21 protein-coding genes and 2 pseudogenes are annotated in these 24,715 nt (G+C 70.7%); 19 read left to right on the plus strand and 4 right to left on the minus strand.

The annotated features are described in order from the left end of the window. Positions 1–6 precede the first annotated feature (6 nt). Complete coding sequence (locus ACF1G2_RS19545; protein WP_391799477.1) at positions 7–1,632, plus strand: flavin monoamine oxidase family protein; 1,626 nt, start codon at positions 7–9, stop codon at positions 1,630–1,632. 3 nt (positions 1,633–1,635) lie between these two features. On the opposite strand, the gene ACF1G2_RS19550 is transcribed toward ACF1G2_RS19545, so the two are convergent. Next, a complete protein-coding gene (locus ACF1G2_RS19550; RefSeq protein ID WP_391799478.1) occupies positions 1,636–3,027 on the minus strand; it encodes an FAD-binding oxidoreductase in 1,392 nt (463 codons plus the stop codon). A 121-nt stretch (positions 3,028–3,148) separates the two neighbouring features. Next, complete coding sequence (locus ACF1G2_RS19555) at positions 3,149–4,951, minus strand: glycoside hydrolase family 15 protein (RefSeq protein ID WP_391799479.1); 1,803 nt, start codon at positions 4,949–4,951, stop codon at positions 3,149–3,151. 467 nt (positions 4,952–5,418) lie between these two features. Between ACF1G2_RS19555 and ACF1G2_RS19560 the strand changes: the two genes are divergently transcribed. The 14 genes and pseudogenes from ACF1G2_RS19560 to ACF1G2_RS19625 all read left to right on the plus strand — a co-directional run. Next, positions 5,419–7,068 (plus strand): CTP synthase, encoded by a 1,650-nt coding sequence (locus ACF1G2_RS19560; RefSeq protein WP_391799480.1) that lies wholly within the window; start codon positions 5,419–5,421, stop codon positions 7,066–7,068. 86 nt (positions 7,069–7,154) lie between these two features. Further along, positions 7,155–7,781 carry an NUDIX domain-containing protein gene (locus ACF1G2_RS19565; RefSeq protein WP_391799481.1) on the plus strand — a complete coding sequence of 209 codons (627 nt, stop codon included), beginning with the start codon at positions 7,155–7,157 and terminating at the stop codon, positions 7,779–7,781. 227 nt (positions 7,782–8,008) lie between these two features. Further along, positions 8,009–9,994 carry an AAA family ATPase gene (locus ACF1G2_RS19570; RefSeq protein WP_391799482.1) on the plus strand — a complete coding sequence of 662 codons (1,986 nt, stop codon included), beginning with the start codon at positions 8,009–8,011 and terminating at the stop codon, positions 9,992–9,994. A 150-nt stretch (positions 9,995–10,144) separates the two neighbouring features. Then, positions 10,145–11,260, plus strand: a complete 1,116-nt coding sequence (gene ald, locus ACF1G2_RS19575; protein WP_391799483.1) for an alanine dehydrogenase — start codon at positions 10,145–10,147, stop codon at positions 11,258–11,260. A gap of 399 nt (positions 11,261–11,659) precedes the next feature. After that, entirely contained in the window at positions 11,660–12,703 is a 1,044-nt protein-coding gene (locus ACF1G2_RS19580) for a ParA family protein (protein WP_229818740.1), read from the plus strand. Next, on the plus strand, positions 12,700–13,218 hold the full coding sequence (locus ACF1G2_RS19585) for a hypothetical protein (RefSeq protein ID WP_391799835.1): 519 nt from the start codon (positions 12,700–12,702) through the stop codon (positions 13,216–13,218). The genes ACF1G2_RS19580 and ACF1G2_RS19585 overlap by 4 nt, the downstream gene beginning before the upstream one ends. A 46-nt stretch (positions 13,219–13,264) precedes the next feature. Beyond that, on the plus strand, positions 13,265–14,626 hold the full coding sequence (locus ACF1G2_RS19590; RefSeq protein ID WP_391799484.1) for a segregation/condensation protein A: 1,362 nt from the start codon (positions 13,265–13,267) through the stop codon (positions 14,624–14,626). After that, on the plus strand, positions 14,623–15,231 hold the full coding sequence (gene scpB, locus ACF1G2_RS19595) for an SMC-Scp complex subunit ScpB (protein WP_391799485.1): 609 nt from the start codon (positions 14,623–14,625) through the stop codon (positions 15,229–15,231). Before ACF1G2_RS19590 ends, scpB begins: the two co-directional genes overlap by 4 nt. Next, a complete protein-coding gene (locus ACF1G2_RS19600) occupies positions 15,231–16,358 on the plus strand; it encodes a pseudouridine synthase (RefSeq protein WP_391799486.1) in 1,128 nt (375 codons plus the stop codon). Before scpB ends, ACF1G2_RS19600 begins: the two co-directional genes overlap by 1 nt. Before the next feature lie 135 nt (positions 16,359–16,493). Next, entirely contained in the window at positions 16,494–17,147 is a 654-nt protein-coding gene (pnuC, locus tag ACF1G2_RS19605; RefSeq protein WP_391799487.1) for a nicotinamide riboside transporter PnuC, read from the plus strand. Then, a complete protein-coding gene (locus ACF1G2_RS19610) occupies positions 17,144–18,223 on the plus strand; it encodes an AAA family ATPase (RefSeq protein WP_391799488.1) in 1,080 nt (359 codons plus the stop codon). The genes pnuC and ACF1G2_RS19610 overlap by 4 nt, the downstream gene beginning before the upstream one ends. Next, entirely contained in the window at positions 18,220–18,969 is a 750-nt protein-coding gene (locus tag ACF1G2_RS19615; protein ID WP_391799489.1) for an NUDIX domain-containing protein, read from the plus strand. The genes ACF1G2_RS19610 and ACF1G2_RS19615 overlap by 4 nt, the downstream gene beginning before the upstream one ends. Continuing rightward, positions 18,966–19,988, plus strand: a complete 1,023-nt coding sequence (locus tag ACF1G2_RS19620) for an ADP-ribosylglycohydrolase family protein (RefSeq protein ID WP_391799490.1) — start codon at positions 18,966–18,968, stop codon at positions 19,986–19,988. Before ACF1G2_RS19615 ends, ACF1G2_RS19620 begins: the two co-directional genes overlap by 4 nt. A gap of 80 nt (positions 19,989–20,068) precedes the next feature. After that, a pseudogene (locus ACF1G2_RS19625) lies at positions 20,069–20,155 on the plus strand (ATP-binding protein); the annotation flags it as partial. A 35-nt stretch (positions 20,156–20,190) separates the two neighbouring features. Here ACF1G2_RS19625 and ACF1G2_RS19630 read toward each other — a convergent pair. Then, positions 20,191–20,376 (minus strand): hypothetical protein, encoded by a 186-nt coding sequence (locus ACF1G2_RS19630; RefSeq protein ID WP_391799854.1) that lies wholly within the window; start codon positions 20,374–20,376, stop codon positions 20,191–20,193. 283 nt (positions 20,377–20,659) lie between these two features. Between ACF1G2_RS19630 and ACF1G2_RS19635 the strand changes: the two genes are divergently transcribed. The 3 genes from ACF1G2_RS19635 (at position 20,660) to ACF1G2_RS19645 (ending at position 24,074) form a co-directional block, all read left to right on the plus strand. After that, a complete protein-coding gene (locus ACF1G2_RS19635) occupies positions 20,660–21,418 on the plus strand; it encodes a GntR family transcriptional regulator (protein WP_391799491.1) in 759 nt (252 codons plus the stop codon). Positions 21,419–21,455: 37 nt separating this feature from the next. Next, positions 21,456–22,727 (plus strand): MFS transporter, encoded by a 1,272-nt coding sequence (locus ACF1G2_RS19640; protein ID WP_391799492.1) that lies wholly within the window; start codon positions 21,456–21,458, stop codon positions 22,725–22,727. Positions 22,728–23,291: 564 nt separating this feature from the next. Continuing rightward, entirely contained in the window at positions 23,292–24,074 is a 783-nt protein-coding gene (locus ACF1G2_RS19645) for a TSUP family transporter (protein WP_391799836.1), read from the plus strand. Between the two features lie 77 nt (positions 24,075–24,151). On the opposite strand, the pseudogene ACF1G2_RS19650 reads toward ACF1G2_RS19645, so the two are convergent. Then, a pseudogene (locus tag ACF1G2_RS19650) lies at positions 24,152–24,459 on the minus strand (cation transporter); the annotation flags it as partial. A gap of 17 nt (positions 24,460–24,476) precedes the next feature. Between ACF1G2_RS19650 and ACF1G2_RS19655 the strand changes: the two are divergent. Continuing rightward, entirely contained in the window at positions 24,477–24,692 is a 216-nt protein-coding gene (locus tag ACF1G2_RS19655) for a hypothetical protein (protein WP_391799493.1), read from the plus strand. The last annotated feature ends 23 nt before the right edge of the window (positions 24,693–24,715 follow it).

Consider the following 24,715-nt stretch of genomic DNA (forward strand, 5'->3'; position numbering starts at 1 on the left):
CGCCCCATGGCACGCACGAATCCGATGCACCTCCTGAACCGCCTCGCCGCCGAGCACGCCGACGCCAGGCGGCTGAACCTTCCCGTCGACGCCCTGAGGGAGATGCGGTCCGACCCGATCGGCCGTCGCTCCCTCCTGAAGTACGCCGCCGCGGCCGGGATCGCCGTCTCCGCCGTCACCTCGGTCTCCCGGCCGGCCGTGGCGCGGGCGGTGACACCCGCCCGTGTCGCGGTGGTCGGCGCCGGGATCTCGGGCCTGACCGCCGCCCTCACCCTGCAGGACGCGGGCCTGAGCCCCACGCTCTACGAAGCCGACCCCGCACGCGTCGGCGGCCGCATGTGGACCCAGCGGGGCCACTGGGCGTACGGGCAGACCTCCGAGATCGGCGGCGAACTCATCGACACCAGCCACAAGAAGATGCTGGAGCTCTGCCGCCGCTTCGACCTCCCCGTCGAGGACTTCCTCGGCGGCGGCCCGACCGGCGCGGAGGAGGTCCTCTGGTTCGACGGCGCGTACTACCCCCGCCACCAGGCCGACGAGGACTTCAAGGCGGTGTACCAGGCGCTGCGCCGTGACCTGTCGGAGGCGGGGGAGGTCACCTGGAACCGCACCACCCCGACCGGCACCGCACTCGACAACATGTCCGTCCACGCGTGGATCGAGTCGAGGGTCCCCGGCGGGCACTCCTCGCCGCTCGGCCGCTTCATCGACGTCGCCTACAACGTCGAGTACGGCGCCGACACCACCGAACAGTCCTCGCTCGCCCTGGTCCTGCTCATGGGCTACCAGACCAATCCCGGCAACTTCAACATCTGGGGCCTGTCGAACGAGCGCTACCACATCACGGGCGGCAACGACCGGCTTCCGAAGGCGATCGCGGCGGCTCTGGCGCCCGGCACCCTGCGCCACGGCTGGGCGCTGACCGCCGTACGGGCCAACGCGGACGGCACGCAGACGCTGACCTTCAGCGAGTCGGGCGCCACCCGTACCGTCGTCGCCGACCACACCGTGCTCGCCGTCCCGTTGCCGATACTCCAGAAGCTCGACCTCACCCAGGCGGGCTTCGATCCCCTGATGAAGAACCTGCTGCGGGATGCCCGGATGGGGTACTGCACCAAACTCAACATGCAGTTCGGCACCCGGCCGTGGCGCGGGACCGGCCCTTGGCCCGGTGTCTCCGCAGGGGACTGCTTCACCGACACCGACGTCCAGCAGACCTGGGACACCACCAAGGTCCAGGGCGGAACGGGAGGCATTCTCATCCAGTACGGCGGAGGCGGCCTCGCCAAGTCCCTCACGCCCGCCGGGCCGTTCTCCACCGAGTCGGACCCGTACGTACGGAGTCTGGTGAACCGTCACCTGAGCGGCATCGACGCCTTCTTCCCCGGCACCTCCGCTGCGTACACCGGCCGCGCCCAGCTCTCCGCGTGGCACCGCCACCCGTGGGCACTCGGCGCGTACTCCTGCTGGCCGGTCGGATACCTGCACCGGTACGCGGGCTACGAGGGCACCGCCCAGGGGAACGTCCACATCGGCGGCGAGCACTGCAGCTACGACTTCCAGGGCTTCATGGAAGGCGGAGCCACCGAGGGCGAGCGGGCCGCGCGGGAGGTGATCGACGCGCTCCGCTGAGACTCAGGCGGCCGCCGGGGCGATGTTGTGGTTGAAGCGGAAGATGTTGTCGGGGTCGTACGCGGCCTTCACGTCGGCGAGCCTGCGGTAGTTGTCGGCGCCGAAGCCCGCGACCACCCGCGCGTCGCCCTCGGTGCCGATGAAGTTGAGGTACACGTCCCCGGTCGACCACGGCCGCGCGTCGGCCCGGACGTCCCGCACCCACTGGATCGCCCGCTCGTCGTCCGCCGGGTCCTCCCAGGTCGCGAACGGGTGGACCACCCAGGGCGCCGAGCGCCACGGGATCGGGTAGTCGGCGGGGCCGGCCGCCACGGCGCCGCCCATCATGAACAGCACGTGCTGGGTGGCCGTCGGGGCGGGGATCAGGGCCCCGCGCGCGCAGAAGGCGTCCACGGCCTCGTCCGGGAGGCCGCGCAGGTACTCCGCCGACCAGTAGTTCCGCAGCCCCGGCGGATCGTCGAGCATGCACTGGAACTCCACGTACGGAATGTCCGTCGACATCTCGACGACCGGCTTCAGGGCGAACAGGGGCGCCGCGAGGTCACGGACCTCGGCGACGGGACCGGCGTACGAGAACAGCGCGCCGCAGACCAGCTCGCCGACGAGGTGTTCGGGGATGAAGGGCTCGGGCGGCGCGGGGAGGTAGATGATGCCGCCGCCCGCCTCGTCCGGGGCCCGGTCCGCCAGGTCCCGGAAGGCGCGCACCGCCTCGGGCGCCTGCTCGGGCAGGAAGAACAGCATCGCGAAGCTCATCTGCGGCAGCTCGTGCAGCCGGAGGGTGAGCGAGGTCGCCACGCCGAAGTTCCCGCCGCCGCCGTGCAGCGCCCAGAACAGCTCCGGGTTCGTCTCCGCGTCCGTGTGCACGTGCTTCCCCTCGGCGGTGATCAGCTCGGCGGCGAGGAGGTTGTCGCAGGCGAGCCCGAACTTCCGCTCCAGCCAGCCCGATCCGCCGCCCAGCGTGAAGCCGCCCACGCCCGTGGTGGAGACGCGGCCGCCGGTGGTGGCCAGGTGGAAGGGCTGGGTCGCGTGGTCCAGGTGGCTCATGGTCGCCCCGCCCTCGACCCGTACCGACATGTTCTCGGGGTCGGCGACGACCGCGTGCATCCGGCGCAGATCGATCACGAGCCCGTCGTCGACGACAGAGCTCCCGGCGACGCTGTGACCGCCGCCGCGCACGGCGACGGGCAGCCCGGTCTCCCGGCCGAAGAGGACCGCGTTGGAGACGTCCTCCGCGGTCGCGCACTGGGCGATGACGGCGGGACGCCGGTCGATCATGCCGTTGTGGATCGTCCGCGCCTCGTCGTAGCCGGGATCGCCGGGCACGTACACCTCGCCCGCCAGATCCTCACGGAGTCCGGCGAGGGCGGTCGGCGGGACGCTGATCCGGGGAGCCATGGGGAGCCCCCCTTTCCTAGGGGGGACAGGACCCTTTCAGCGTATTCCGCACCGCCGCCCCCCGCGCCTCGGCCGCCTTGCGGGACCTTGTCCGCCGCACGGGACAGCCGTCGCACGGCTCTCAACCGCCGTACGCGCCGCTCGCCGTCAGGCGCAGTGCCGTGTCGATCAGCGGGACGTGGCTGAAGGCCTGCGGGAAGTTCCCCACCTGCCGCTGCAGCCGCGAGTCCCACTCCTCGGCGAGGAGTCCCAGGTCGTTGCGGAGTGCCAGCAGCCGCTCGAAGAGCTTGCGGGCCTCGTCCACCCGGCCGATCATCGCCAGGTCGTCGGCGAGCCAGAACGAGCACGCCAGGAAGGCGCCCTCGTCGCCCTCCAGGCCGTCCACGCCCGCGTCCTCGCCCGCGGTCGGGTAGCGCAGCACGAAGCCGTCCTCGGTGGACAGCTCCCGCTGGATCGCCTCGATCGTGCCGATGACCCGCTTGTCGTCCGGCGGGAGGAAGCCCATCTGCGGAATGAGCAGCAGCGAGGCGTCCAGCTCCTTGGAGCCGTACGACTGCGTGAACGTGTTGCGCTCCTTGTCGTAGCCCTTCTCGCACACGTCGCGGTGGATCTCGTCGCGCAGCTCGCGCCAGCGTTCCAGCGGACCGTCGGCGTCCCCGGACTCGATGAGCTTGATCGTCCGGTCGACCGCCACCCAGGCCATCACCTTGGAGTGCACGAAGTGCCGGCGCGGCCCGCGCACCTCCCAGATGCCCTCGTCGGGCTGGTCCCAGTGCGTCTCCAGGTAGCGGATCAGCTTGAGCTGGAGGAGCGAGGCGTAGTCGTTGCGGGAGAGCCCCGTCATGTGCGCCAGGTGCAGGGCCTCGGTGACCTCGCCGTACACGTCCAGCTGGAGCTGGTTGGCCGCCCCGTTGCCGACCCGTACCGGACCCGAGTTCTCGTATCCCGGCAGCCAGTCCAGCTCGGCCTCGCCGAGCTCGCGCTCGCCCGCGATCCCGTACATGATCTGGAGGTTCTCGGGGTCGCCCGCGACCGCCCTGAGCAGCCAGTCCCGCCAGGCGCGGGCCTCCTCGCGGTAGCCGGTGCGCAGCATCGACGACAGCGTGATCGCCGCGTCGCGCAGCCAGGTGTAGCGGTAGTCCCAGTTCCGTACGCCGCCGATCTCCTCCGGCAGGGAGGTGGTCGGCGCGGCGACGATCCCGCCCGTCGGCGCGTAGGTCAGCGCCTTCAGCGTGATCAGCGAGCGGACCACGGCCTCGCGGTACGGGCCGTGGTACGTGCAGTGCTCCACCCACTCCCGCCAGAAGTCCTCGGTGGCCTCCAGCGAGCCCTCCGGGTCCGGCAGGGCGGGCGCCTCCTTGTGCGAGGGCTGCCAGCTGATGGTGAAGGTGATCCGGTCGCCGGGCGTGACGGTGAAGTCCGAGTACGTCGTGAGGTCCTGGCCGTGCGTCTCGGCGTCCGTGTCGAGCCAGACCGAGTCGGGGCCCGCGACGGCGACCGTACGGTCCCCGACCTTGTGCACCCACGGCACCACCCGTCCGTAGCTGAACCGCATCCGCAGCGCGGAGTGCATCGGCACCCGGCCGGACACGCCCTCCACGATCCGGATCAGCTGCGGCGCGCCGTCACGCGGGGGCATGAAATCGGTCACCCGGACCGTGCCGCGCCGGGTGTCCCACTCGGACTCGAGGATGAGCGAGTCGCCGAGGTAGCGCCGGCGGTCGGCGGGCGGCGGGGGAGCGCCCTCGGGGCCGGCGGGACCGATCCGCCAGAATCCGTGCTCCTCCGTGCCGAGGAGCCCCGCGAAGACGGCATGCGAGTCGAAGCGGGGCAGGCAGAGCCAGTCGACACTGCCGTCCCGGCAGACCAGGGCAGCGGTCTGCATGTCTCCGATGAGTGCGTAATCCTCGATGCGCCCGGCCACGTGCTCTCTCCAGTCGAACGGCCACGTCCGCCCCGCAGGGCGCTTGCTACAGGTCAGCGGTCAGGTCGGCGGTCAGCTGATCGTCAAGTCAACTGGTCGTCGAGTCAACTGGTCGTCGAGTCAACTGATCGTTGACGCTCGGCAGGCGAGTGTCCGAGCAGGATACGACGCATCGGGTTGCGTTCTCGTCACGTCGTGGCTCCGATCGGGTGAGCAGGGCTTGACGCCGCGAGAACCCGGCGGCCGGGACTCGCACCCGGGGGGCGCGTCGCCATCCGTGTGCACTCGACTGCCCCGTGTGGCCGGAAGCAGTCTCCCGATGTCGCTGATACCCTGGTACCCCGTGGACCGGTGGGAAACGGCGACAGCCGAGCCCCCGCAACCGCAGCGACGGCACCCCCCGATTCTTCCGGAGGGCACGCCGGAACGCACCTCCAGAACGCGACCACGGGAGCCCCCTCTTGGCGATGCCGCCCAAAACCACGACGACCAAGCACATCTTCGTCACCGGGGGTGTCGCCTCCTCCCTCGGCAAGGGCCTGACCGCCTCCAGCCTGGGTGCGCTCCTCAAGGCGCGGGGCCTGCGGGTCACGATGCAGAAGCTCGACCCCTACCTGAACGTCGACCCCGGCACGATGAACCCGTTCCAGCACGGCGAGGTGTTCGTCACCAACGACGGCGCCGAGACCGACCTGGACATCGGCCACTACGAGCGCTTCCTCGACGTCGACCTCGACGGCTCGGCCAACGTCACGACCGGCCAGGTCTACTCGCAGGTCATCGCCAAGGAGCGGCGCGGCGAGTACCTCGGCGACACCGTCCAGGTCATCCCGCACATCACCAACGAGATCAAGTCGCGGATCCGCCGCATGGCCACCGACGACGTCGACGTGGTCATCACCGAGGTCGGCGGCACGGTCGGCGACATCGAGTCGCTGCCGTTCCTGGAGACCGTCCGTCAGGTCCGCCACGAGGTCGGCCGCGACAACGTCTTCGTCGTGCACATCTCGCTGCTCCCCTACATCGGCCCCTCCGGTGAGCTGAAGACCAAGCCGACCCAGCACTCCGTCGCCGCGCTGCGGAACATCGGTATCCAGCCGGACGCCATCGTGCTGCGCGCCGACCGCGAGGTCCCCACGGCCATCAAGCGCAAGATCTCGCTGATGTGCGACGTCGACGAGGCCGCCGTCGTGGCCGCCATCGACGCCAAGTCGATCTACGACATCCCGAAGGTCCTGCACACCGAGGGCCTGGACGCCTACGTCGTGCGCAAGCTCGACCTGCCGTTCCGCGACGTGGACTGGACGACGTGGGACGACCTGCTGGACCGCGTCCACAACCCGGAGCACGAGGTCACCGTCGCGCTCGTCGGCAAGTACATCGACCTGCCCGACGCGTACCTCTCGATCACCGAGGCCATGCGCGCCGGCGGCTTCGCCAACAAGGCGCGGGTCAAGGTCAAGTGGGTCACCTCCGACGACTGCAAGACGCCGGCCGGTGCGAAGAAGCAGCTCGGCGACGTCGATGCCATCCTGATCCCCGGCGGCTTCGGCGACCGCGGTGTCAACGGCAAGATCGGCGCGATCCAGTACGCCCGTGAGAACAAGGTGCCGCTGCTCGGCATCTGCCTGGGCCTGCAGTGCATCGTGATCGAGGCCGCCCGGAACCTGGCCGACATCCCGGACGCCAACTCCACCGAGTTCGACGCGGCGACCGCCCACCCGGTCATCTCGACCATGGAGGAGCAGCTCGCGTACGTCGAGGGCGCGGGCGACCTCGGCGGAACGATGCGCCTCGGCCTCTACCCGGCGAAGCTCGCCGAGGGCTCGATCGTGCGCGAGGTCTACGACGACCAGCCGTACGTGGACGAGCGCCACCGCCACCGCTACGAGGTCAACAACGCGTACCGCGCCGAGCTGGAGAAGAAGGCCGGTCTGGTCTTCTCCGGCACCTCCCCGGACAACAAGCTCGTCGAGTACGTCGAGTACCCGCGCGAGGTGCACCCGTACCTGGTCGCGACCCAGGCCCACCCGGAGCTGCGCTCGCGTCCGACGCGTCCGCACCCGCTCTTCGCGGGCCTGGTCAAGGCCGCTGTCGAGCGCAAGACGGCCAAGTAGTACGAGGAGTTAACGTTGCCGGGGTACAGGTCCTTCACCGGGCCGGTACCCCGGCTTTCGTACGTGGTTCGTGTGGGAGGACGCAGATGGAGTTGCAGGACACCCCGGAGGAGTGGCGGGTCGTCGCGACGACGACCCCGTTCCAGGGAAACAAGACGAGTGTCCGCACGGACGACGTGGTCATGCCCGACGGGACGGTCGCGCGCCGCGACTACCAGGTCCACCCCGGTTCGGTGGCGGTCGTCGCCCTCGACGACCAGGACCGGGTGCTGCTGGTGAAGCAGTACCGGCACCCCGTACGGCAGAAGCTCTGGGAGATCCCGGCCGGCCTCCTCGACGTGCCCGGGGAGAACCCGCTGCACGCCGCGCAGCGCGAGCTGTACGAGGAGGCGCACGTCAAGGCCGAGGACTGGCGGGTCCTGACCGACGTCTACACGACGCCGGGCGGCTGCGACGAGGCGGTACGGATCTTCCTGGCGCGGGACCTTTCGGAGGCGCAGGGCGACCGCTTCGACGTCTCCGACGAGGAGGCCGACATGGAGCTGGCCCGGGTCCCGCTCGCGGACCTGGTCCGGGGCGCGCTGGCGGGCGATCTGCACAACAACTGCCTGGTCGTGGGCGTGCTCTCGCTGGCGGCGGCGCGGGCGGGTGAGGGCGTGGAGGCTCTGCGCGCGGCGGACGCGGCATGGCCGGCGAGGCCGTTCGAGGCGTAGCGGCAACGCCGCCGGTTGTTCCGCGGTGCGGCTCCCACCCGTGACCCTGCGCCCACGGGGGGCGGGGGTGGGTGAGGGAGGCCGGTGTGAACATCGGCTGATCCGATCGGGGGAACTGTCCGCCCTGCCCCGCCCGGTCCGGCCCACGCCCTGAACTACGCTCGTGATCGCCCGTGCGGAGACCCCCGCGGGATCGGCTCGTGCGCAGGTGGACGGGAGCGTGGCCCGTGACGGATCAGGCGGTGGCAGCGGGCGGAGTGCGGAACTTCTACGGTCGTCAGCGGGAGTTGAAGGCCCTGCGCGCCGACATCGAACGGACCGGACTCGACACCCTCGCCGGCCACAAGGCCCCCCGCGCGCGTGTCCTGCTGATCGCCGGACGCCCCGGCTCCGGCCGGACGAGGCTCGCCCGGGAACTGGTCGCCGGGCTCGGCACCGCCTACCCCGACGGCGTCTTCCGCGCCCGGCTCACCGAACCCGGCGGCGACCCCGTCCCCACCGCGCGTGTCGCGCAGGGCCTGCTCCAGGACCTGGGCGTCGCCGAGCCGCCCGGCGCCGGGGAGGACGAGCTGACCGAACTGGTCCGCGAGGCCCTCGCCGAGCGCCGCAGCGTCCTGGTCCTCGACGACTGCGTAGACGCCGAGCAGGTCGACCCGCTGATCCCCGACAACCCCGGCGCGCTCGTCGTCGCCGTCGCCAAGGGACCGCTCACCGGAATCCCCGACGTCCGGCCCTGCACCCTCGGCGGCCTCGACCCCAAGTCGGCGATCGAGCTGCTCACCGCCTTCACCGGTTCCGTCCGGGTGACGGTCGACCCGCAGGCCGCCGAGACCCTCGTCGAGGAGTGCGGCGGCCAGCCGTCCGCCGTCGTCCTCGCCGGCGGCTGGCTCGGGGCCCGTCCCAAGGCCTCCGTCGCCGACCTCGCCAAGCGGCTGCGCGCCCTCTCCGGCGACCCGCTCTCCCGCGCGTTCCAGCTGGTCCACGAATCCCTGGCCCCGCCGGCCGCCCGGATACTGCGATACCTCTGCCTCGCCCCGCTCGGCCGTGCCGACGCCCACACCGCGTCCGCCCTGGCCGGCTGCTCCGTCTCGGCCGCCGCGAGCACCCTGGCCGGTTTCGTCGCGCTGGGTCTCGCCGCCGAGGGCGAGGACGGTCAGTACGAGCTGCCCGGGCACCTCGTCCCCCTTCTGCGCGAACAGATGGAGGAGCGCGACCGCCCCGCCGAGGTGCAGCTCGCCCGTGCCCGGATGCTGGAGCGGACCGTACGGCTCCTCCAGTCCTGCCGCGCGGTCACCGAGCCCGAGGGGTCCGCCGCCCGTAAGAAGCTCGCCGGACTGCCCCGCGCCCTGCGCTTCACCAGCGTGTCCGCCGCCGCCGAATGGCTGGAGAGCCGCCGCCCCGTGCTGCTCGCCTCCGCCCGTCTCGCCGTCGCCGACGGAGAGCTCGACACCCTGGCCCGCCGGCTCGTCGCCGCCCTGGTCAGGGCCGAGACGGCGCACCGCGGTGCCGAGGCCGCGGCGCCGGTCCTCTACGGCCTGCACCGGCTCGTCCTGGACGTGGCCGAGCGGCGCGGCCTGCACCGGGAGCGGGCCGCGGCCCTGCTGAACATGGCCGACCTCGACGCCGGGACCGGCCGTACCAAGGACGCCCTGGCCCGCTACCGCGCCGCCCTGGACGCCGGCCGGGCCGCCGACGACCCGTACGCGATCGGTCGCGCGATGGAATCCGTAGGAGGTTCGTACCAGGAACTGGGGGACTGGCAGCGGGCCGGCGACTGGTACGGCCGGGCCCTCGCCCAGCGCCTCGCCCGCGACGAGCGGGCCGACCAGGCCCGGCTCTACGCACGGCTGGGCACCGTCCAGACCTACGCGGGCCGGTACGGCGAGGCCCTGCGGAACTGGCGCGCCGCAGCCGCGGCCTACCGGCGCCTCGCGGATCTCCCCGGTCACGCGCGGGCGTTGAGCGAGGCGGCCCGGGTCCAGGAGTACGCCGGACGGCCCGAGGAGTCCCTGCGGACCTGCGAGGAGGCGGTCGAGTGGGCGCGGAAGGCCAGGGACGTACGGCTGCAGGCGGCGCTGCAGCTCCGGCTCGCCGACACCCTCGACCGGCTCGGTGACCCCGCAGCGGCCCGATTGCACCGGTCCGCGGCCGAAAGACTCCTCGGAAGCGAGACTTCCGCCTACGAAATCCGTAGTGCTTCCAGTGAAGATTAATGCTTTGCAAGGCTAGACACGGGGAACTCCTTCATTAGACTGGGTGCGCCGCGATCGACCGCGGTCTGTCCCGGTGTGCGGTAGTGCATCCGGGTATGTATCGCAGTGCACCCCCGTTTCCCTCCCCTGATTCAAGGACCGTGATCGACGATGAAGGTCGGCATCCCCCGCGAGGTCAAGAACAACGAGTTCCGCGTGGCCATCACCCCCGCCGGTGTCCACGAGCTCGTCCGTAACGGCCACCAGGTCTTCGTCGAGCAGAACGCCGGTGTGGGCTCCTCGATCACGGACGAGGAGTACGTCTCCGCCGGTGCGCAGATCCTTCCCACCGCGGACGAGGTCTGGGCCATCGCCGACCTGCTCCTGAAGGTCAAGGAGCCCATCGCCGAGGAGTACCACCGCCTCCGCAAGGACCAGACCCTCTTCACGTACCTGCACCTCGCCGCCTCCCGCGAGTGCACGGACGCGCTGCTGGAGTCCGGCACCACCGCCATCGCCTACGAGACCGTCGAGACCGCGAACCGCGCCCTGCCGCTGCTCGCCCCGATGTCCGAGGTCGCGGGCCGCCTGGCCCCGCAGGTCGGCGCCTACCACCTGATGCGCTCGGTCGGCGGCCGTGGCGTGCTCCCCGGCGGCGTCCCCGGCACCCACGCCGGCGAGTGCGTCGTCATCGGTGGTGGCGTCTCCGGCTGGAACGCCACCCAGATCGCCGTCGGCATGGGCTTCCACGTGACCCTGCTCGACCGTGACATCAACAAGCTCCGCGAGGCCGACAAGATCTTCGGCAGCAAGGTGAAGACGATCGTCTCCAACGCCTTCGAGCTGGAGAAGGCCGTCATCGAGGCCGACCTCGTCATCGGCGCCGTCCTCATCCCGGGCGCCAAGGCCCCGAAGCTGGTCACCAACGAGCTCGTCGCCAAGATGAAGCCCGGAAGTGTCCTTGTCGACATTGCGATCGACCAGGGCGGCTGCTTCGAGGACTCGCACCCGACCACCCACGCCGAGCCGACCTTCCAGGTCCACAACTCGGTCTTCTACTGCGTCGCCAACATGCCGGGCGCGGTGCCGAACACCTCCACCTACGCCCTCACCAACGCCACGCTGCCGTACATCGTGTCGCTGGCGAACAACGGCTGGGTCGAGGCGCTGCGCCGCGACGCCGCCCTGGGTCTGGGCCTCAACACCCATGACGGCAAGGTGGTTTACAAGGAGGTCGCCGAGGCGCACGGCCTCGAGCACGTCGAGCTGGCGAGCCTCCTGGGCTGAGCTCCTTAGACGTCGCGTCAACCGGCGCCGTCAACCTCACGCATCCGGCCACGTCCGGGGCGCCGAGCAACTCGCCTCGAACGTAACCCTTTAACCGTTTCGCACACCCCCGAAACGTGTGGATGCATGGCTGCGCACCCTTGACAGAGACGTGTTCGGTTGCCGACACATCGGGCCGGGTCCGGCGGATTGTGTTGCTGCGGAGCGGTGACACGCCATAGAGTCGCCAACCGTCGGCATGGTGCCACGCTGACCTATCGATAAATGTTCCTGGTCACATCCAAGGAGGTAAGACGACTTGTGAATGAGTCGACATTTACTCCCGGGGGCGGACAGCCAGGAATCCCTGTCGGCTCCGTCGCTGTCCGCACCTTCGCGACCAACGCGACGCATCAGCCCATGACGACAGCCCACACGATGAAGATGATGGACGGCCTACACGTGAACGCCACGGCCGGCAACGAGAGTGGCCGAGAGTCCACCCACTTCGCCGCCTACGACGAGGTGCCCGAGGGGCACTTCTACGACCCTGACGCCGAGTACGAGCCCGACCCGGAGTACGCGGCCACCCTCGCACCCGACGCTGCCCGTCAGCGCCGCGAGCGGATCGGCCCGACCGGACGGCCCCTGCCGTACTTCCCGATCCCGGGTCCGCTGACCGACCACGGACCCGCGAAGATCATCGCGATGTGCAACCAGAAGGGCGGCGTCGGCAAGACGACGTCGACCATCAACCTGGGTGCGGCGCTCGCGGAGTACGGACGGCGGGTGCTGCTCGTCGACTTCGACCCGCAGGGAGCCCTGTCGGTCGGTCTCGGTGTGAACCCGATGGAGCTCGACCTCACCGTCTACAACCTGCTCATGGAGCGGGGCATGTCGGCGGACGAGGTGCTGCTCAAGACCGCCGTGCCCAACATGGACCTGCTGCCGAGCAACATCGACCTCTCGGCGGCCGAGGTGCAGTTGGTCAGCGAGGTGGCGCGCGAGTCGACGCTGCAGCGCGCCCTCAAGCCGCTGATGAACGACTACGACTACATCGTGATCGACTGTCAGCCCTCGCTCGGCCTGCTGACGGTGAACGCTCTGACGGCGGCTCACAAGGTCATCGTGCCGCTGGAATGCGAGTTCTTCGCGCTGCGCGGTGTGGCCCTGCTGACCGAGACGATCGAGAAGGTCCAGGAGCGGCTCAACCCCGAGCTGGAGCTGGACGGCATCCTCGCCACGATGTACGACTCCCGTACGGTGCACAGCCGTGAGGTCCTGGCGCGTGTGGTCGAGGCCTTCGACGACCACGTCTACCACACCGTCATCGGCCGTACCGTCCGCTTCCCGGAGACCACGGTCGCCGGTGAGCCGATCACGACGTACGCGTCGAACTCGGTGGGTGCGGCCGCCTATCGTCAGCTCGCCAGGGAGGTGCTCGCCCGGTGTCACGCCGAGTGAGTCTGCCCGGCGCCGACGAACTGTTCCGTACGACCGGGGGGATGGCGCTGCAGTCCTCCTCACCCCGGGGCCGGGTGCCGGCTCCGGCGGGAGAGAGCGACACGGAGGCGGCGGAGGGCTCGGGCACGGGCTCCGGATCCGGCGCGGTCTCCGCCGAGCACTCGGCGGCGCAGCCCGCGGACCAGGCGGAGCCGCGGACCCGCGCGACGGAGCCCGCGGCGGCGCCGTCCGCGGCCGCCCAGGGGCCGGCGGCGGCCCCCGCTCAGGCCCGGCGGCGCGGCCGGTCGCCGAACCGGCGGCCCAGCGGACGTGAGCGGCACGACGAGAAGATCACGGTCTACGTCTCCGCGGAGGAGCTGATGGACCTGGAGCACGCCCGCCTGGTGCTCCGGGGTGAGCACGGGCTGGCCGTGGACCGCGGCCGGATCGTCCGCGAGGCGGTCGCGGTGGTCCTGGCGGACCTGGAGTCCCGGGGCGACGCGAGCATCCTCGTGCGCCGCCTGCGCGGCCGCTGAGGGTAGCCTGCGGGCTGCACGCCCCCTTGCTCCTCCCTGGACCCCGATGCCGCCACCCCCTGCCGAAACGTCCCGCCCCCCGCACCGCCGCGCCCTGGGCCGTGGCCCGGGCACGGCCGCGCCCGCGGCGCCTCCCCCCGAGGACCAGGACCCCACGGCCGCCGCGGCCACGCCGGAGGGCGGGACGCCCCCGGACGGCTCCCACGGCGCGACGCCGCCCACCGGCGCCGACACGCCGCCCGCAGGCGCCTCGACGCCGCCCGCCGCCGTCGAGGCACTCCCCGCCGTCGAGGCACTCCCCGCCTCCGAGGCGCTCCCCGGCCCCGAGGCGTTTCCCGCCCCCGAGGCGTTTCCCGCCTCCGAGGCGCTCCCCGGCCCCGAGGTGCTCCCCGCCTCCGAGGTGCTCCCCGCCTCCGAGGTGCTCCCCGGCCCCGGCGCGGCCCCCGGCCCCGGCGCGGCCCCCGGCCCCGCGGCGACCGAGCGCGACGCGACCGCCGAATCCGGAGTGCCCACCGCGCCCGCCGCCACCACCGCGCCCGCCGCCGCCACTGCCGCGTCCGGCGCCACCGCCGCGTCCGGCGTAGACGTCGCCACCACCGAGCCGGGCGCCCCCGGCGGCGACGGGCGGTTCACCGTTCGGCTGGCGAACTTCGAGGGGCCCTTCGATCTCCTCCTCCAGCTCATCTCCAAGCACAAGCTCGACGTCACCGAAGTCGCCCTCTCCAAGGTCACCGACGAGTTCATGGCGCACATCCGCGCCATGGGACCCGACTGGGATCTCGACCAGACCACCGAGTTCCTCGTCGTCGCCGCCACGCTGCTCGATCTCAAGGCCGCCCGGCTGCTGCCCGCCGCCGAGGTGGAGGACGAGGCCGATCTCGCGCTCCTGGAGGCGCGGGACCTGCTCTTCGCGCGGCTCCTGCAGTACCGCGCGTACAAGCAGATCGCCGAGATCTTCAACGAGCGGTGGGAGACCGAGGGCCGCCGGCACCCCCGGACCGTCGGCCTGGAGGCCCATCACGCCGAGCTGCTCCCCGAGGTCGTCATCTCCCTCGGCGCCGAGGGCTTCGCCAAGCTCGCCGTGAAGGCCATGCAGCCCAGGGCCAAGCCGCAGGTGTACGTCGACCACATCCACGCCCCCCTCGTCAGCGTCCGCGAACAGGCCGGCATCGTCGTCGCCCTCCTGCGCGAGCGCGGGAGCGTCAGCTTCCGCGAGCTCGCCGACGGCGCCGGCGACACCCTCACCGTCGTCGCCCGCTTCCTCGCCCTCCTGGAGCTCTACCGGGAGAAGGCCGTCGCCCTCGACCAGGACGACGCCCTCGGGGAGCTGACCGTCACCTGGACGGGCGGCGACCAGGAGACCCAGGTCACCGACGAGTTCGATCAACCCGTGGAGGAGAAGGCATGAGCGACCTCAGGCCCGCCCTCGAAGCCGTTCTCATGGTCGTCGACGAGCCGGCCACCGAGGCGCATCTCGCCAAGGTCCTGGAACGCACCCCGCGCGAGGTCGCCGACGCCCTGCGCGAGCTCGCCGACGAGTACACCGTCCAGGGCCGCGGCTTCGAGCTGCGCCTCGTCGCCGGCGGCTGGCGCTTCTACTCCCGCCCCGAGCACGCCGCCGCCGTCGAGGCCTTCGTCCTCGACGGACAGCAGGCCCGCCTCACCCAGGCGGCCCTGGAGACCCTCGCCGTCGTCGCGTACCGCCAGCCCGTCAGCCGTTCCCGCGTCTCCGCGGTCCGCGGAGTGAACTGCGACGGGGTCATGCGCACCCTCCTCCAGCGCGGTCTTGTGGAGGAGGCGGGCGCGGAACCCGAAACAGGTGCGATCCTGTACAGGACGACGAACTACTTCCTGGAGCGGATGGGCCTGCGCGGCCTGGACGAGCTCCCGGAGCTCGCGCCCTTCCTCCCCGAGGCGGACGCGATCGAGGCGGAGACGCTGGAAGGGGTCCCGTCGTTCGATCCGGACCTTCCGGATCGCGAAGACGTAAGAGACAAGACGACGGACATTTGATGCGAAGCAGCAGCGGCAGGAACAGCGGAAACAACGGCGGGAGCCGTGGTGGCAACAGCGGTGGCCGCGGCAATTACCGGGGCGCCGGCAACAGCCGTGACGACCGGCAGGGCGGCGGCAGCAGCGGCGGCGGCAGCGGCCGGCCCCGCAATCCCCGCCCCGAGGAGCGCAAGTACGACGTGGGCGGCTCCGGCGGCGGCCCCTCCGACGGCCCCAAGCGGGGCCGTGGCGCCGCCGCCCGCGGTGGCGCCAAGGGCGGGCCGAAGCAGTCGCCGCAGCGCGGTGGCGGCCGTACGGCCCCGGCGCGCTCGCGTGAGTACGACGCCCGTACCGAGGAGCGCAACCGGGAGCGGTACGCGAACAAGCCGCAGGTGAAGACCCCCAAGACCTTCCCCGGCGCCGAGCAGGAGGGCGAGCGGCTGCAGAAGGTGCTCGCCCGCGCCGGCATGGGCTCGCGCCGTGCGTGCGAGGAGCTGATCGAGCAGGCGAGGGTCGAGGTCAACGGCGAGATCGTGCTCGAGCAGGGCAAGCGCGTGGACCCGGAGAAGGACGAGATCAAGGTCGACGGCCTGACCGTCGCGACCCAGTCGTACCTCTTCTTCGCGCTGAACAAGCCGGCCGGTGTCGTCTCCACGATGGAGGACCCCGACGGCCGTCAGTGCCTCGGCGACTACGTCACCAACCGCGAGACCCGGCTCTTCCACGTCGGTCGGCTCGACACGGAGACCGAGGGCATCATCCTCCTCACCAACCACGGTGAGCTGGCCCACCGCCTCACGCACCCGAAGTACGGCGTGAAGAAGACCTACCTGGCCGCCATCACCGGCCCGCTGCCCCGCGAGGTCGGCAAGATGCTCAAGGAGGGCATCCAGCTGGAGGACGGCTACGCCCGCGCGGACCACTTCCGCGTCGTCGAGCAGACGGGCAAGAACTACCTGGTCGAGGTCACGCTGCACGAGGGCCGCAAGCACATCGTGCGCCGCATGCTCGCCGAGGCGGGCTTCCCGGTCGAGAAGCTCGTCCGCACCGCCTTCGGTCCGATCGGTCTCGGCGACCAGAAGTCGGGCTGGCTGCGCCGCCTGACCAACACCGAGGTCGGCATGCTGATGAAGGAAGTCGGCATGTAGTCCGGCCCCACCGCTCCACACGACGAAGCCCGTGACCGCCCGCCCGGCGGTCACGGGCTTCGTCGCGTGCGCTCTCGCACTTGTGGATCAGTCGCCTCGCCCTTTATAGTCAACATGACTCTTAAGGAGGCGGGCGTGAGCCTCGCACATGTCCTCGAACCCCTGCAGCGGCCTCTCTTCACCCTTCTGGACACCCCGGTCAGCTGGACCGAGGTGCTCGGCTTCGGCAGCGGCGCCCTCTGCGTCTGGCTGGTCGCCCGCCAGCACCTCGCCAACTGGCCCGTCGGCATCGCCAACAACCTCTTCTTCGTCCTGCTCTTCACGCAGGCGGGGCTCTACGCCGACGCCGGCCTCCAGATCGTCTTCATCACCCTCGCCGTGTACGGCTGGTGGACCTGGACCCACGGGGGTGGCCCAGGCTCCGACACCCTCCCGGTGCGCCGCACCACGCGCACCGAGTGGACGTGGCTGTTCACGGCGGGGGTGGTGGGGACCCTCGCGCTCACGCTGCTGCTCGACCGCGCCACCGACTCGACCGTCCCCTTCTGGGACGCGGCGACGACCGCGCTCTCCCTCATGGCGACCTACGGTCAGTGCCGGAAGCGGCTGGAGTCCTGGTGGCTCTGGATCGCCGCCGACCTCGTGTACATCCCCCTGTACGCGTACAAGGAGCTGTACCTCACCTCCCTGCTGTACGTCGGCTTCCTGACGCTCTGCGTCCTCGGTCTGCGCAACTGGAACCGCGACCTCACCGCACGGCAGGCGCTCCCCGCGGAGGCGACGGCATGAAGACGTACGGACACGGCCTGGTCCTCGGCAAGTTCTACCCGCCGCACGCCGGCCACCACCACCTCGTCCGCACCGCCCGCGACCGCTGCGAGCGCCTCACCGTGCTCGTCTGCGCCTCCTCCGTCGAGAGCCTGACCCTGGAGGACCGCGTCGCCTGGATGAGAGAGATCCACCCCGACGTCCTCGTCGTGGGTGCCGTCGACGACATCCCCGTCGACCTCCTCGATCCCGATGTGTGGGCGGCCCACATGGCCGTCTTCAGGGCCGCGGTGCCCGAACCGGTCGACGCCGTCTTCACCTCGGAGTCGTACGGAGAGGAGCTGGCCCGCCGCTTCGGCGCCGAGTCCGTCTGCGTCGACCCGGACCGTACGCTCTTCCCCGTCTCCGGCACCGCCGTCCGCAAGGACCCCGTCGGCTGCTGGGACCTCCTCGAACCGCCCGTGCGTGCCGCGCTCACCCGGCGCGTGGTCGTGCTCGGCGCCGAGTCCACCGGCACCACCACCATGGCCCGCGCCCTGACCGACCACTACCGGTCCAGGGGCGGCATCTGGGCCGGGACCCGCTGCGTACCGGAGTACGGCCGCGAGTTCAGCGAGGTGAAGCTCGCCGAACTCCGGGCCCTGCGCCCCGGAGCCACCTGGGAGGACGTCACCTTCCACTCGGAGGACTTTCCGCTCATCGCCCTGCGCCAGTCCGAACTGGAGGAGGAGGCCGCGCGCACCGGGTCGCCGGTGCTCTTCTGCGACACCGACGCCTTCGCCACCACCATCTGGCACGAGCGGTACATGGGCACCGCCAGCCCCGCGGTCGGCGAGATCGCCGCGCACGGCCGGCAGCATCTGTGGCTGCTGACCGACCACGAGGGTGTGCCCTTCGAGGACGACGGGCTGCGGGACGGAGAACATCTGCGGCCCTGGATGACGGCCCGCTTCCACACCCAGCTCTCCCGCACCGGGCGGCGCACGGCCGTGCTCACCGGGCCGCACGAGGAGCGGCTCGCGGCGGCGATCACCGCCGTGGACGCCCTGCTCGCCGAGGGCTGGAACCTTGCCGATCCCCTGCCGGAGCGCCGATGACCCCGCCCCAGGCCCCCGAGGGCTACGACCCGCACGCCTTCGAGCCGTTCGCCGTCACCGTCGACCTGGCCGTCTTCACCCTCCGCGAGGAGCGGCTCCACGTGCTGCTCGTCGAACGCGGACAGCGGCCGTACGCCGGGGCGTGGGCGCTGCCCGGCGGCTTCGTCCTGCCCCGCGAGTCCGCCGAGACCGCGGCGCGCCGCGAACTGGCCGAGGAGACCGGCCTCTCCGAGGGCACCGTCGCAGGACTCCACCTCGAACAACTGCGGACGTACAGCGAGCCGGACCGCGACCCGCGGATGCGGGTCGTCTCGGTCGCCTTCGCCGCGCTCGTCCCGGATGCTCCCGAACCGCGGGGCGGCGGCGACGCGGCGCGGGCGCTCTGGAAGCCGTACGGGGCACAACGCGCGTACGGGCCCCTCGCCTTCGACCACGACCGGATCCTCGCCGACGCCCACGACCGGGTCGGCGCCAAGCTCGAATACACCTGCCTCGCCACCGCCTTCTGTCCGCCGGAGTTCACGATCGGCGAGCTGCGGCAGGTGTACGAGACGGTCTGGGGCGTCGAACTCGACCGCCCCAACTTCCGGCGCAAGGTCCTCGCCACGCCCGGCTTCGTCCAGGCCGTCGAGGGACCACCGCGCCTCACCGGCGGACGGGGGAAACCGGCCGCTCTCTACCGGGCGGGGGAGGCCACGGCCCTCCACCCGCCCCTGCTGCGACCGGAAGGACGATCCACCTCATGAGGACCACCACGAAGCAGGCCGCCACCGGTTCCCTGATCGGGCTGGCGCTCGGGGACGCGCTCGGCTACCCCACGGAGTTCGACGACGTCCCGTCGATCCTGGCGAAGTCCGGCCCCTGGCGGCAGATGGAGCTGCCGGTGAGCGGCGGCACGGCGTACATCACGGACGACACCCAGATGACCCTCGCCCTCGCCCGCGGCATCCGCGCATGCCAGCAGCGGGGGGTGGTGGGCCCCGAGCGCTTCGCCGCGCTCGTCCGCCCCGAGTTCGTCGCCTGGTACCACTCCCCGGAGAACAACCGGGCGCCGGGGAACACGTGCCTGCAGGCCTGTGACCTCCTCGACAGCGACCGCGCCTGGCAGGACGCCAGCCAGATCCACTCCAAGGGCTGCGGCGCCAACATGCGCGTCGCGCCGCTCGGTCTCGTACCCGGGCTGAGCGAGGAGCAGCGGTCGGGTGCCGCGCAGCTCCAGTCGGCGCTCACCCACGGCCACCCCACCGCGCTGGCCGCCTCCGACCTGACGGCCCGCGCCGTGTACCTGCTGACCCAGGGCGTCGATCCGACGGGCCTCGTGGGGCACCTGCGCTCGTACGCGTACGAGAACCGGTCCGTCTACCGCGAGAGCTGGCTCGGCGACCTGTGGACCCGCTCCCAGGACCCCTCCGCCCGGCACTTCATCGAGCGCGGCTGGGACGAGTGCCTGGCGGTTCTGGAGAAGCTGGACGCCGTGCAGCGCACCGCGGACCCGGAACTCGACCCCTGCACGTACACGGGCGACGGCTGGATCGCCGAAGAGGCCCTCGCCACCGGCCTCCTCTGCTTCCTGCTCTTCCCCGAGGACCCCGTCACGGCCCTCCGCCGCGCCGCCTGCACGCGCGGCGACTCGGACTCGATCGCCTGCCTGGCAGGCGCCTTCGCGGGCGCCCACCTCGGAGCGGGCGCCTGGCCGAAGGGGTGGGAGGAGCGGATCGAGCACCGCAGTGAACTCCTGACCCTGGGCGCCCTCTGGGACGTATGACGACCCTGGCACGCTGACGCCATGACCGCGCGAACCTGTCCTTCCAGCTCATCGCATCGCGCTACGAGCAGGGCTCTGTGATGGTCACCTCGAATCTCCCCTTCGGGCGGTGGGGAGAGACCTTCTCGGATGACGTCGTGGCCGCCGCGATGACCGACCGCCTGGTCCACCATGCCGAGGTTCTCACCCTGACCGGCGACTCCTACCGCACCCGCCATCGACGAGAACTGCTGAACAAGGTCAGAACGTCCGCCGCGACTTCGGCGCCGATCCGAATCTGCCGGAGTTCGTCGGTCTTCGACCACGGCTCAGCAAAGCGCACGAGGTCGTCCTGCGTCGCCGTGACGAGGGCATCGAACAGGGTGTCCGACAAGCTGACCACATCCACGGCCGGCAACCCTGACGACACGACCAGGGCACTCGGCGGCCAACAACACGGGGGGTCAGTTTTCAGAGACTCGCCGGGGCCAGATTTCAGAGAGCGTTGACAACCCCTGGCGGCCGACGGCCGATCACAGGCCGAGGGGGTCTGCTTGCCGACCACCTTCGCAGGCGCGTGAGCTCGGAGCGTATTGCTACTCCAGCAGCTTTTTCCTGGTGCAGTAACTTGCCAACGCCCGCCCCCTGGGAACGATCAGCTGCCGTGGCGTAGGACAACCGGAGGACCATCCATGCCCCGAGAGGCGCCGTACCTCGCAGTAGCCGACGTGCTGCGCGCACGGATTCTCTCGGGAGAGTGGGAGATCGGGGAGCGCCTGCCGTCCCGGGCACGACTCGCCGTGGAGTACGGGGTCGGGCGCAACGTCATGCAGAGGGCCATGGACCGTCTGATCATCGATGGTTTTCTCGAAGGACGCGCCGGCTCGGGCACCTACGTCCGCACACCGCGAGAGCGCCTGCGGCTGGTCCGTTCGCGGCACCGCGAACGTCGGGAGGGCTCCTGGTGTTGGCCCGACAGGAGAGAGCGGGGCAGGGCCGACGCCTGGGATTCACACAGTCAGGTGCGCGTCCCCGCCCCCGAGCCAATCGCTGAGCGGCTCGCCATCAGCCCTGGGGACCTCTGTGTCAAGACGCATTACGAGTTCCTCGCCGATGGGCAACCCGTCCAGCTCTCCGAATCCTGGGAGCCGATGGCCATCACGGACGGAACGCCGATTGTGCTGCCCGAAATGGGTCCCCTAGCAGGAAAAGGGGTGGTCGAACGTATGCGTTCCATTGGCGTGGTCATCTCGACAGTGGTTGAGGTGCCGCGCCCGGCTCGTGCCACCCAGGTGCAGGCGAACCTGCTGGGGATCAGCCTGGGAGACCTCGTGCTACAGATCGAGCGGACCATCTTCGACACGGACGGACGCCCGGTGGAAACGGCGGACATGGTCATTCCGGATGTGCGCCGGGAAGTGGTCTACGAGTTCGGAGTCGACCGTCCGTAGTCGTTGAATCCATGAAACAGGCAACGGAAATTCGACAGTGGGGTATGCCATGCCAAAATCTTCCCGGCTCGGCCTCTTGCGTAATCAGGACTTCGGGCGGTTGTTTGCTGCCACTGCGCTCGGTCAGTTGGGAGACCGCATCATCTTTCTGGCCTTGCCTCTGGTTGCCATCGCGGCGTTGCATGCCGACGAGTTCCAAGTGGGCTTACTGGCCGCGATGACTTCGGCGGGATCGCTCCTGGTCGGGTTGCCGGCTGGTGCATGGGTGGATCGAATGCGGAAGCGATCGGTGATGATCAGCACTGATCTCGCTCGCGCGCTGTTCCTCCTGACGGTTCCGGTGGCGTGGTGGGCGGGTCTTCTCACCATCTGGTGGCTCTATGCAGTCGCCTTGGTTCACGGAGTGCTGACTGTCTTCTTCGATGTCGCATACGTCAGCTATCTCCCGCACTTGGTGGGGCGCGGCAATCTCGTGGAAGGAAACTCGAAACTTTCGGCCATGCGCTCGGTGACCAGTATCAGCGGGCCGACGGTGGCAGGGCCGCTGGTCGGCCTGATCGGAGCTCCGGCAACGCTTTTGGCGAGTTCAGTCGGGATGGCTATGTCCGGACTGATCGCGATCACCATCCGGAAAAGTGAACGTAAGCCTGAGTCGAGTGATCACCCTCGACTGGCCCGAGAGATCAAGGAGGGGCTGAAGTTCGTCATCAAGTCCCCTGCCTTACGTGCGATCATGCTGGGGGATGCGATATTCAACCTCTTCCTGGTTATGTATCAGGCCATGTTGCTGGTCTTTTTGGAGCGGGAGATCGGCCTCCAATCCGTTGGTATCGGCCTCATTTTCTCGGGAATGGGTTGCGGCGCCTTGCTGGGCGCGCTGTCGGCAACCAGGGTCTCCAACCGGGTCGGGCAAGGTACGGTCATCTGGCTCGCGTCGCTGGTTACCTGTCCGTTGACCGCGCTCATGCCGTTGGCGCAAGCGGGTTGGAGCGTGTATGTGGCTGCGATCGGACTTGCGACTCTTTCCATGGGGGGAGTCGTCCGCGTGGTGGCTCAGTCAAGCATCCAGCAGACCCTGACACCGGATCGGCTTCTGGGCCGGATGAGCGCAACAGCTCGGTTTGTTTCCTGGGGTGGCATACCTCTCGGTGGGCTTTTGGGTGGAGCCTCGGGCTCCGTTTTCGGAGCGGCAGGCACTTTGTGGATTGGTGCAGCAGGTATGACGCTGAGTGCCCTTCCCAGCGTTCTGTCACCGCTTCGAACCATGCGCACGTTGCCCACGGAGAGGGCCCCCGAGTTCGCGCGTTGAGGTGTGGCCAATGGCTGACGAACAAGCGCGTACGACCTGTAGGGCCAAGGGGGGATGATGACGGCTGATTGTTTGGTGGCTTGCTCGCGCAGGGCTGTGTTCTCCGCGAGCGAGACTGCGATGATGAAGTTCCAGCAGCCGACGGCAGATCTCCCGGCGTCGAGCCGGGGCCGGGCCGGGTGCATCAGAACCGGGCTCGCCGGTGCCGGTGCACTGAACGCCTGGCGCATTCGGGCGCGGGCCCGGCCCTTGCCGAAGTCGATGGTCACGCTGGAGGAGCCGAACTCGATGTCGTGCTCGGTAAGCGCTGCCACGTCCTCCGGGGCCCGGCCAGTCGCTGCCGTCAGCAAGATCCGGTAAGCCTGCAGATCGGAGTTGTGCAGGACCGGTTGCCTCACCAGGCCCCTGACGACTGCGGCCTTCGCGGCGACGGGGATGTAACAGCCGGTCCAGTTGCCGCTGAGATTGATCATGGTGTGGGTTGTGAATGCCGTGTTGCCAGGCGGCTGTAACGGGGGCTCCCGCACCGATACTGGCCCGGACGATCTCGGGGCGGGGGCAGTGGTGGAGTGGTGGGTCGGGCTGGGCGGGCTGGCTGCCGGGTTGCTCATATCGGTGGTGACCGCACCGGTCGGGGTGTCGGGAGCGGTGTTCCTTCTCCCCGTCCAGTTGAGCGTGTTCGCGGTGCCCAGCCCGGCGGTCACGCCGACGAACCTTCTCTTCAACGTCGTCGCCGGGCCCGGCTCGCTGTGGCGTTACCGCACAGCCGGCGCCCTGCGCGGCCCGCTGACCCGGCGTCTGCTCCTGGGCACCCTGCCAGGTGTGGTCATCGGCGCGGCCCTGCGGGTCTTCGCCCTCCCCGGCCCGACCCTCTTCCGGCTGCTCATCGCCGCACTTCTGCTCCCGCTCGGTCTGTGGCTGTGCGCCCGCACCCTGCGTCCGCCCCACGGCCGGGCTGCAGCCGAACCCTCCAACCGGACGGTCACCACCCTCGCCGTCGCCGTGGGCGTGGTTGGCGGGATCTACGGCATCGGCGGCGGCTCCCTCCTCGGCCCGGTCCTCGTCGGCCGGGGCATGCCCGTCGCCCGTGTCGCCCCGGCCGCGCTCACCGCCACCTTCGCGACCTCCCTCGTCGGTGCCGCCGCCTTCGCGCTGCTCTCTCTGACCGGGCGGGGCAACATCTCACCCGACTGGTACCTGGGTCTGTCCTGCGGCCTCGGCGGACTCATCGGCGGGTACCTCGGCGCCCGCCTCCAGCCCCACCTCCCCGAAACCGCACTGCGTCTCCTCCTGGGCGCACTGGCCGCCGCCATCGGCACCCTCTACGCCGTCCAGACCCTCGCCTGAGCAGGACCCGGGGAAGACAACAACCGCCCACGCGCGGTCCCCGGCCGGGGACCGGGGCCCTGGAGTGGCGGGGGATGTCAGGAGCAGAAGTCCCAGCCGGGACGGCAGCCGCACGCATCCGCCGGGACGGACGGCGCCGCCGCGGCCGTGGGGGCGCAGCAGCCCTTGTCCTGCCAGGCGTCGCGGCCCTCCTTCACCACGATGGCGGCGATCACGAGGGCGGCGATCGGGTCGGCCCAGGACCAGCCGAGGGTGGCGCTGAGGATCAAGGGCCGACCAGCAGCATGGCGGCGGACAGGTAGGTGGACAGCAGCGTCTGCTTGGAGTCGGCGACCGCGGAGGCGGAGCCGAGTTCGCGTCCGGCCTTGCGCTGGGCGTAGGAGAGCAGCCGGAGGGGAGCCCATGACGCAGGGGCACACGCACACGCCGACGGACGTCGCCCTGGGCACGGTCACGCCGTGCGCCACGGGAGAGCTGCCGGGCGGGCTCCAGTGGGCGCACCTGCCCGTGCACCGGCGGCTCTGGTCCGAGGAGGGCCTGCGGGAGGGGTTCCGTGCGCGGGTCCGGCGCACGGTCGGCGCCCCCTCGGCGCCGGTCGAGGTCGTCGGTGGCTCGTAGCGCGGCCGCCGGAGTGGGCGGAG

It is taken from the genome of Streptomyces sp. NPDC013457 (assembly GCF_043089925.1).
Classification (GTDB): domain Bacteria; phylum Actinomycetota; class Actinomycetes; order Streptomycetales; family Streptomycetaceae; genus Streptomyces.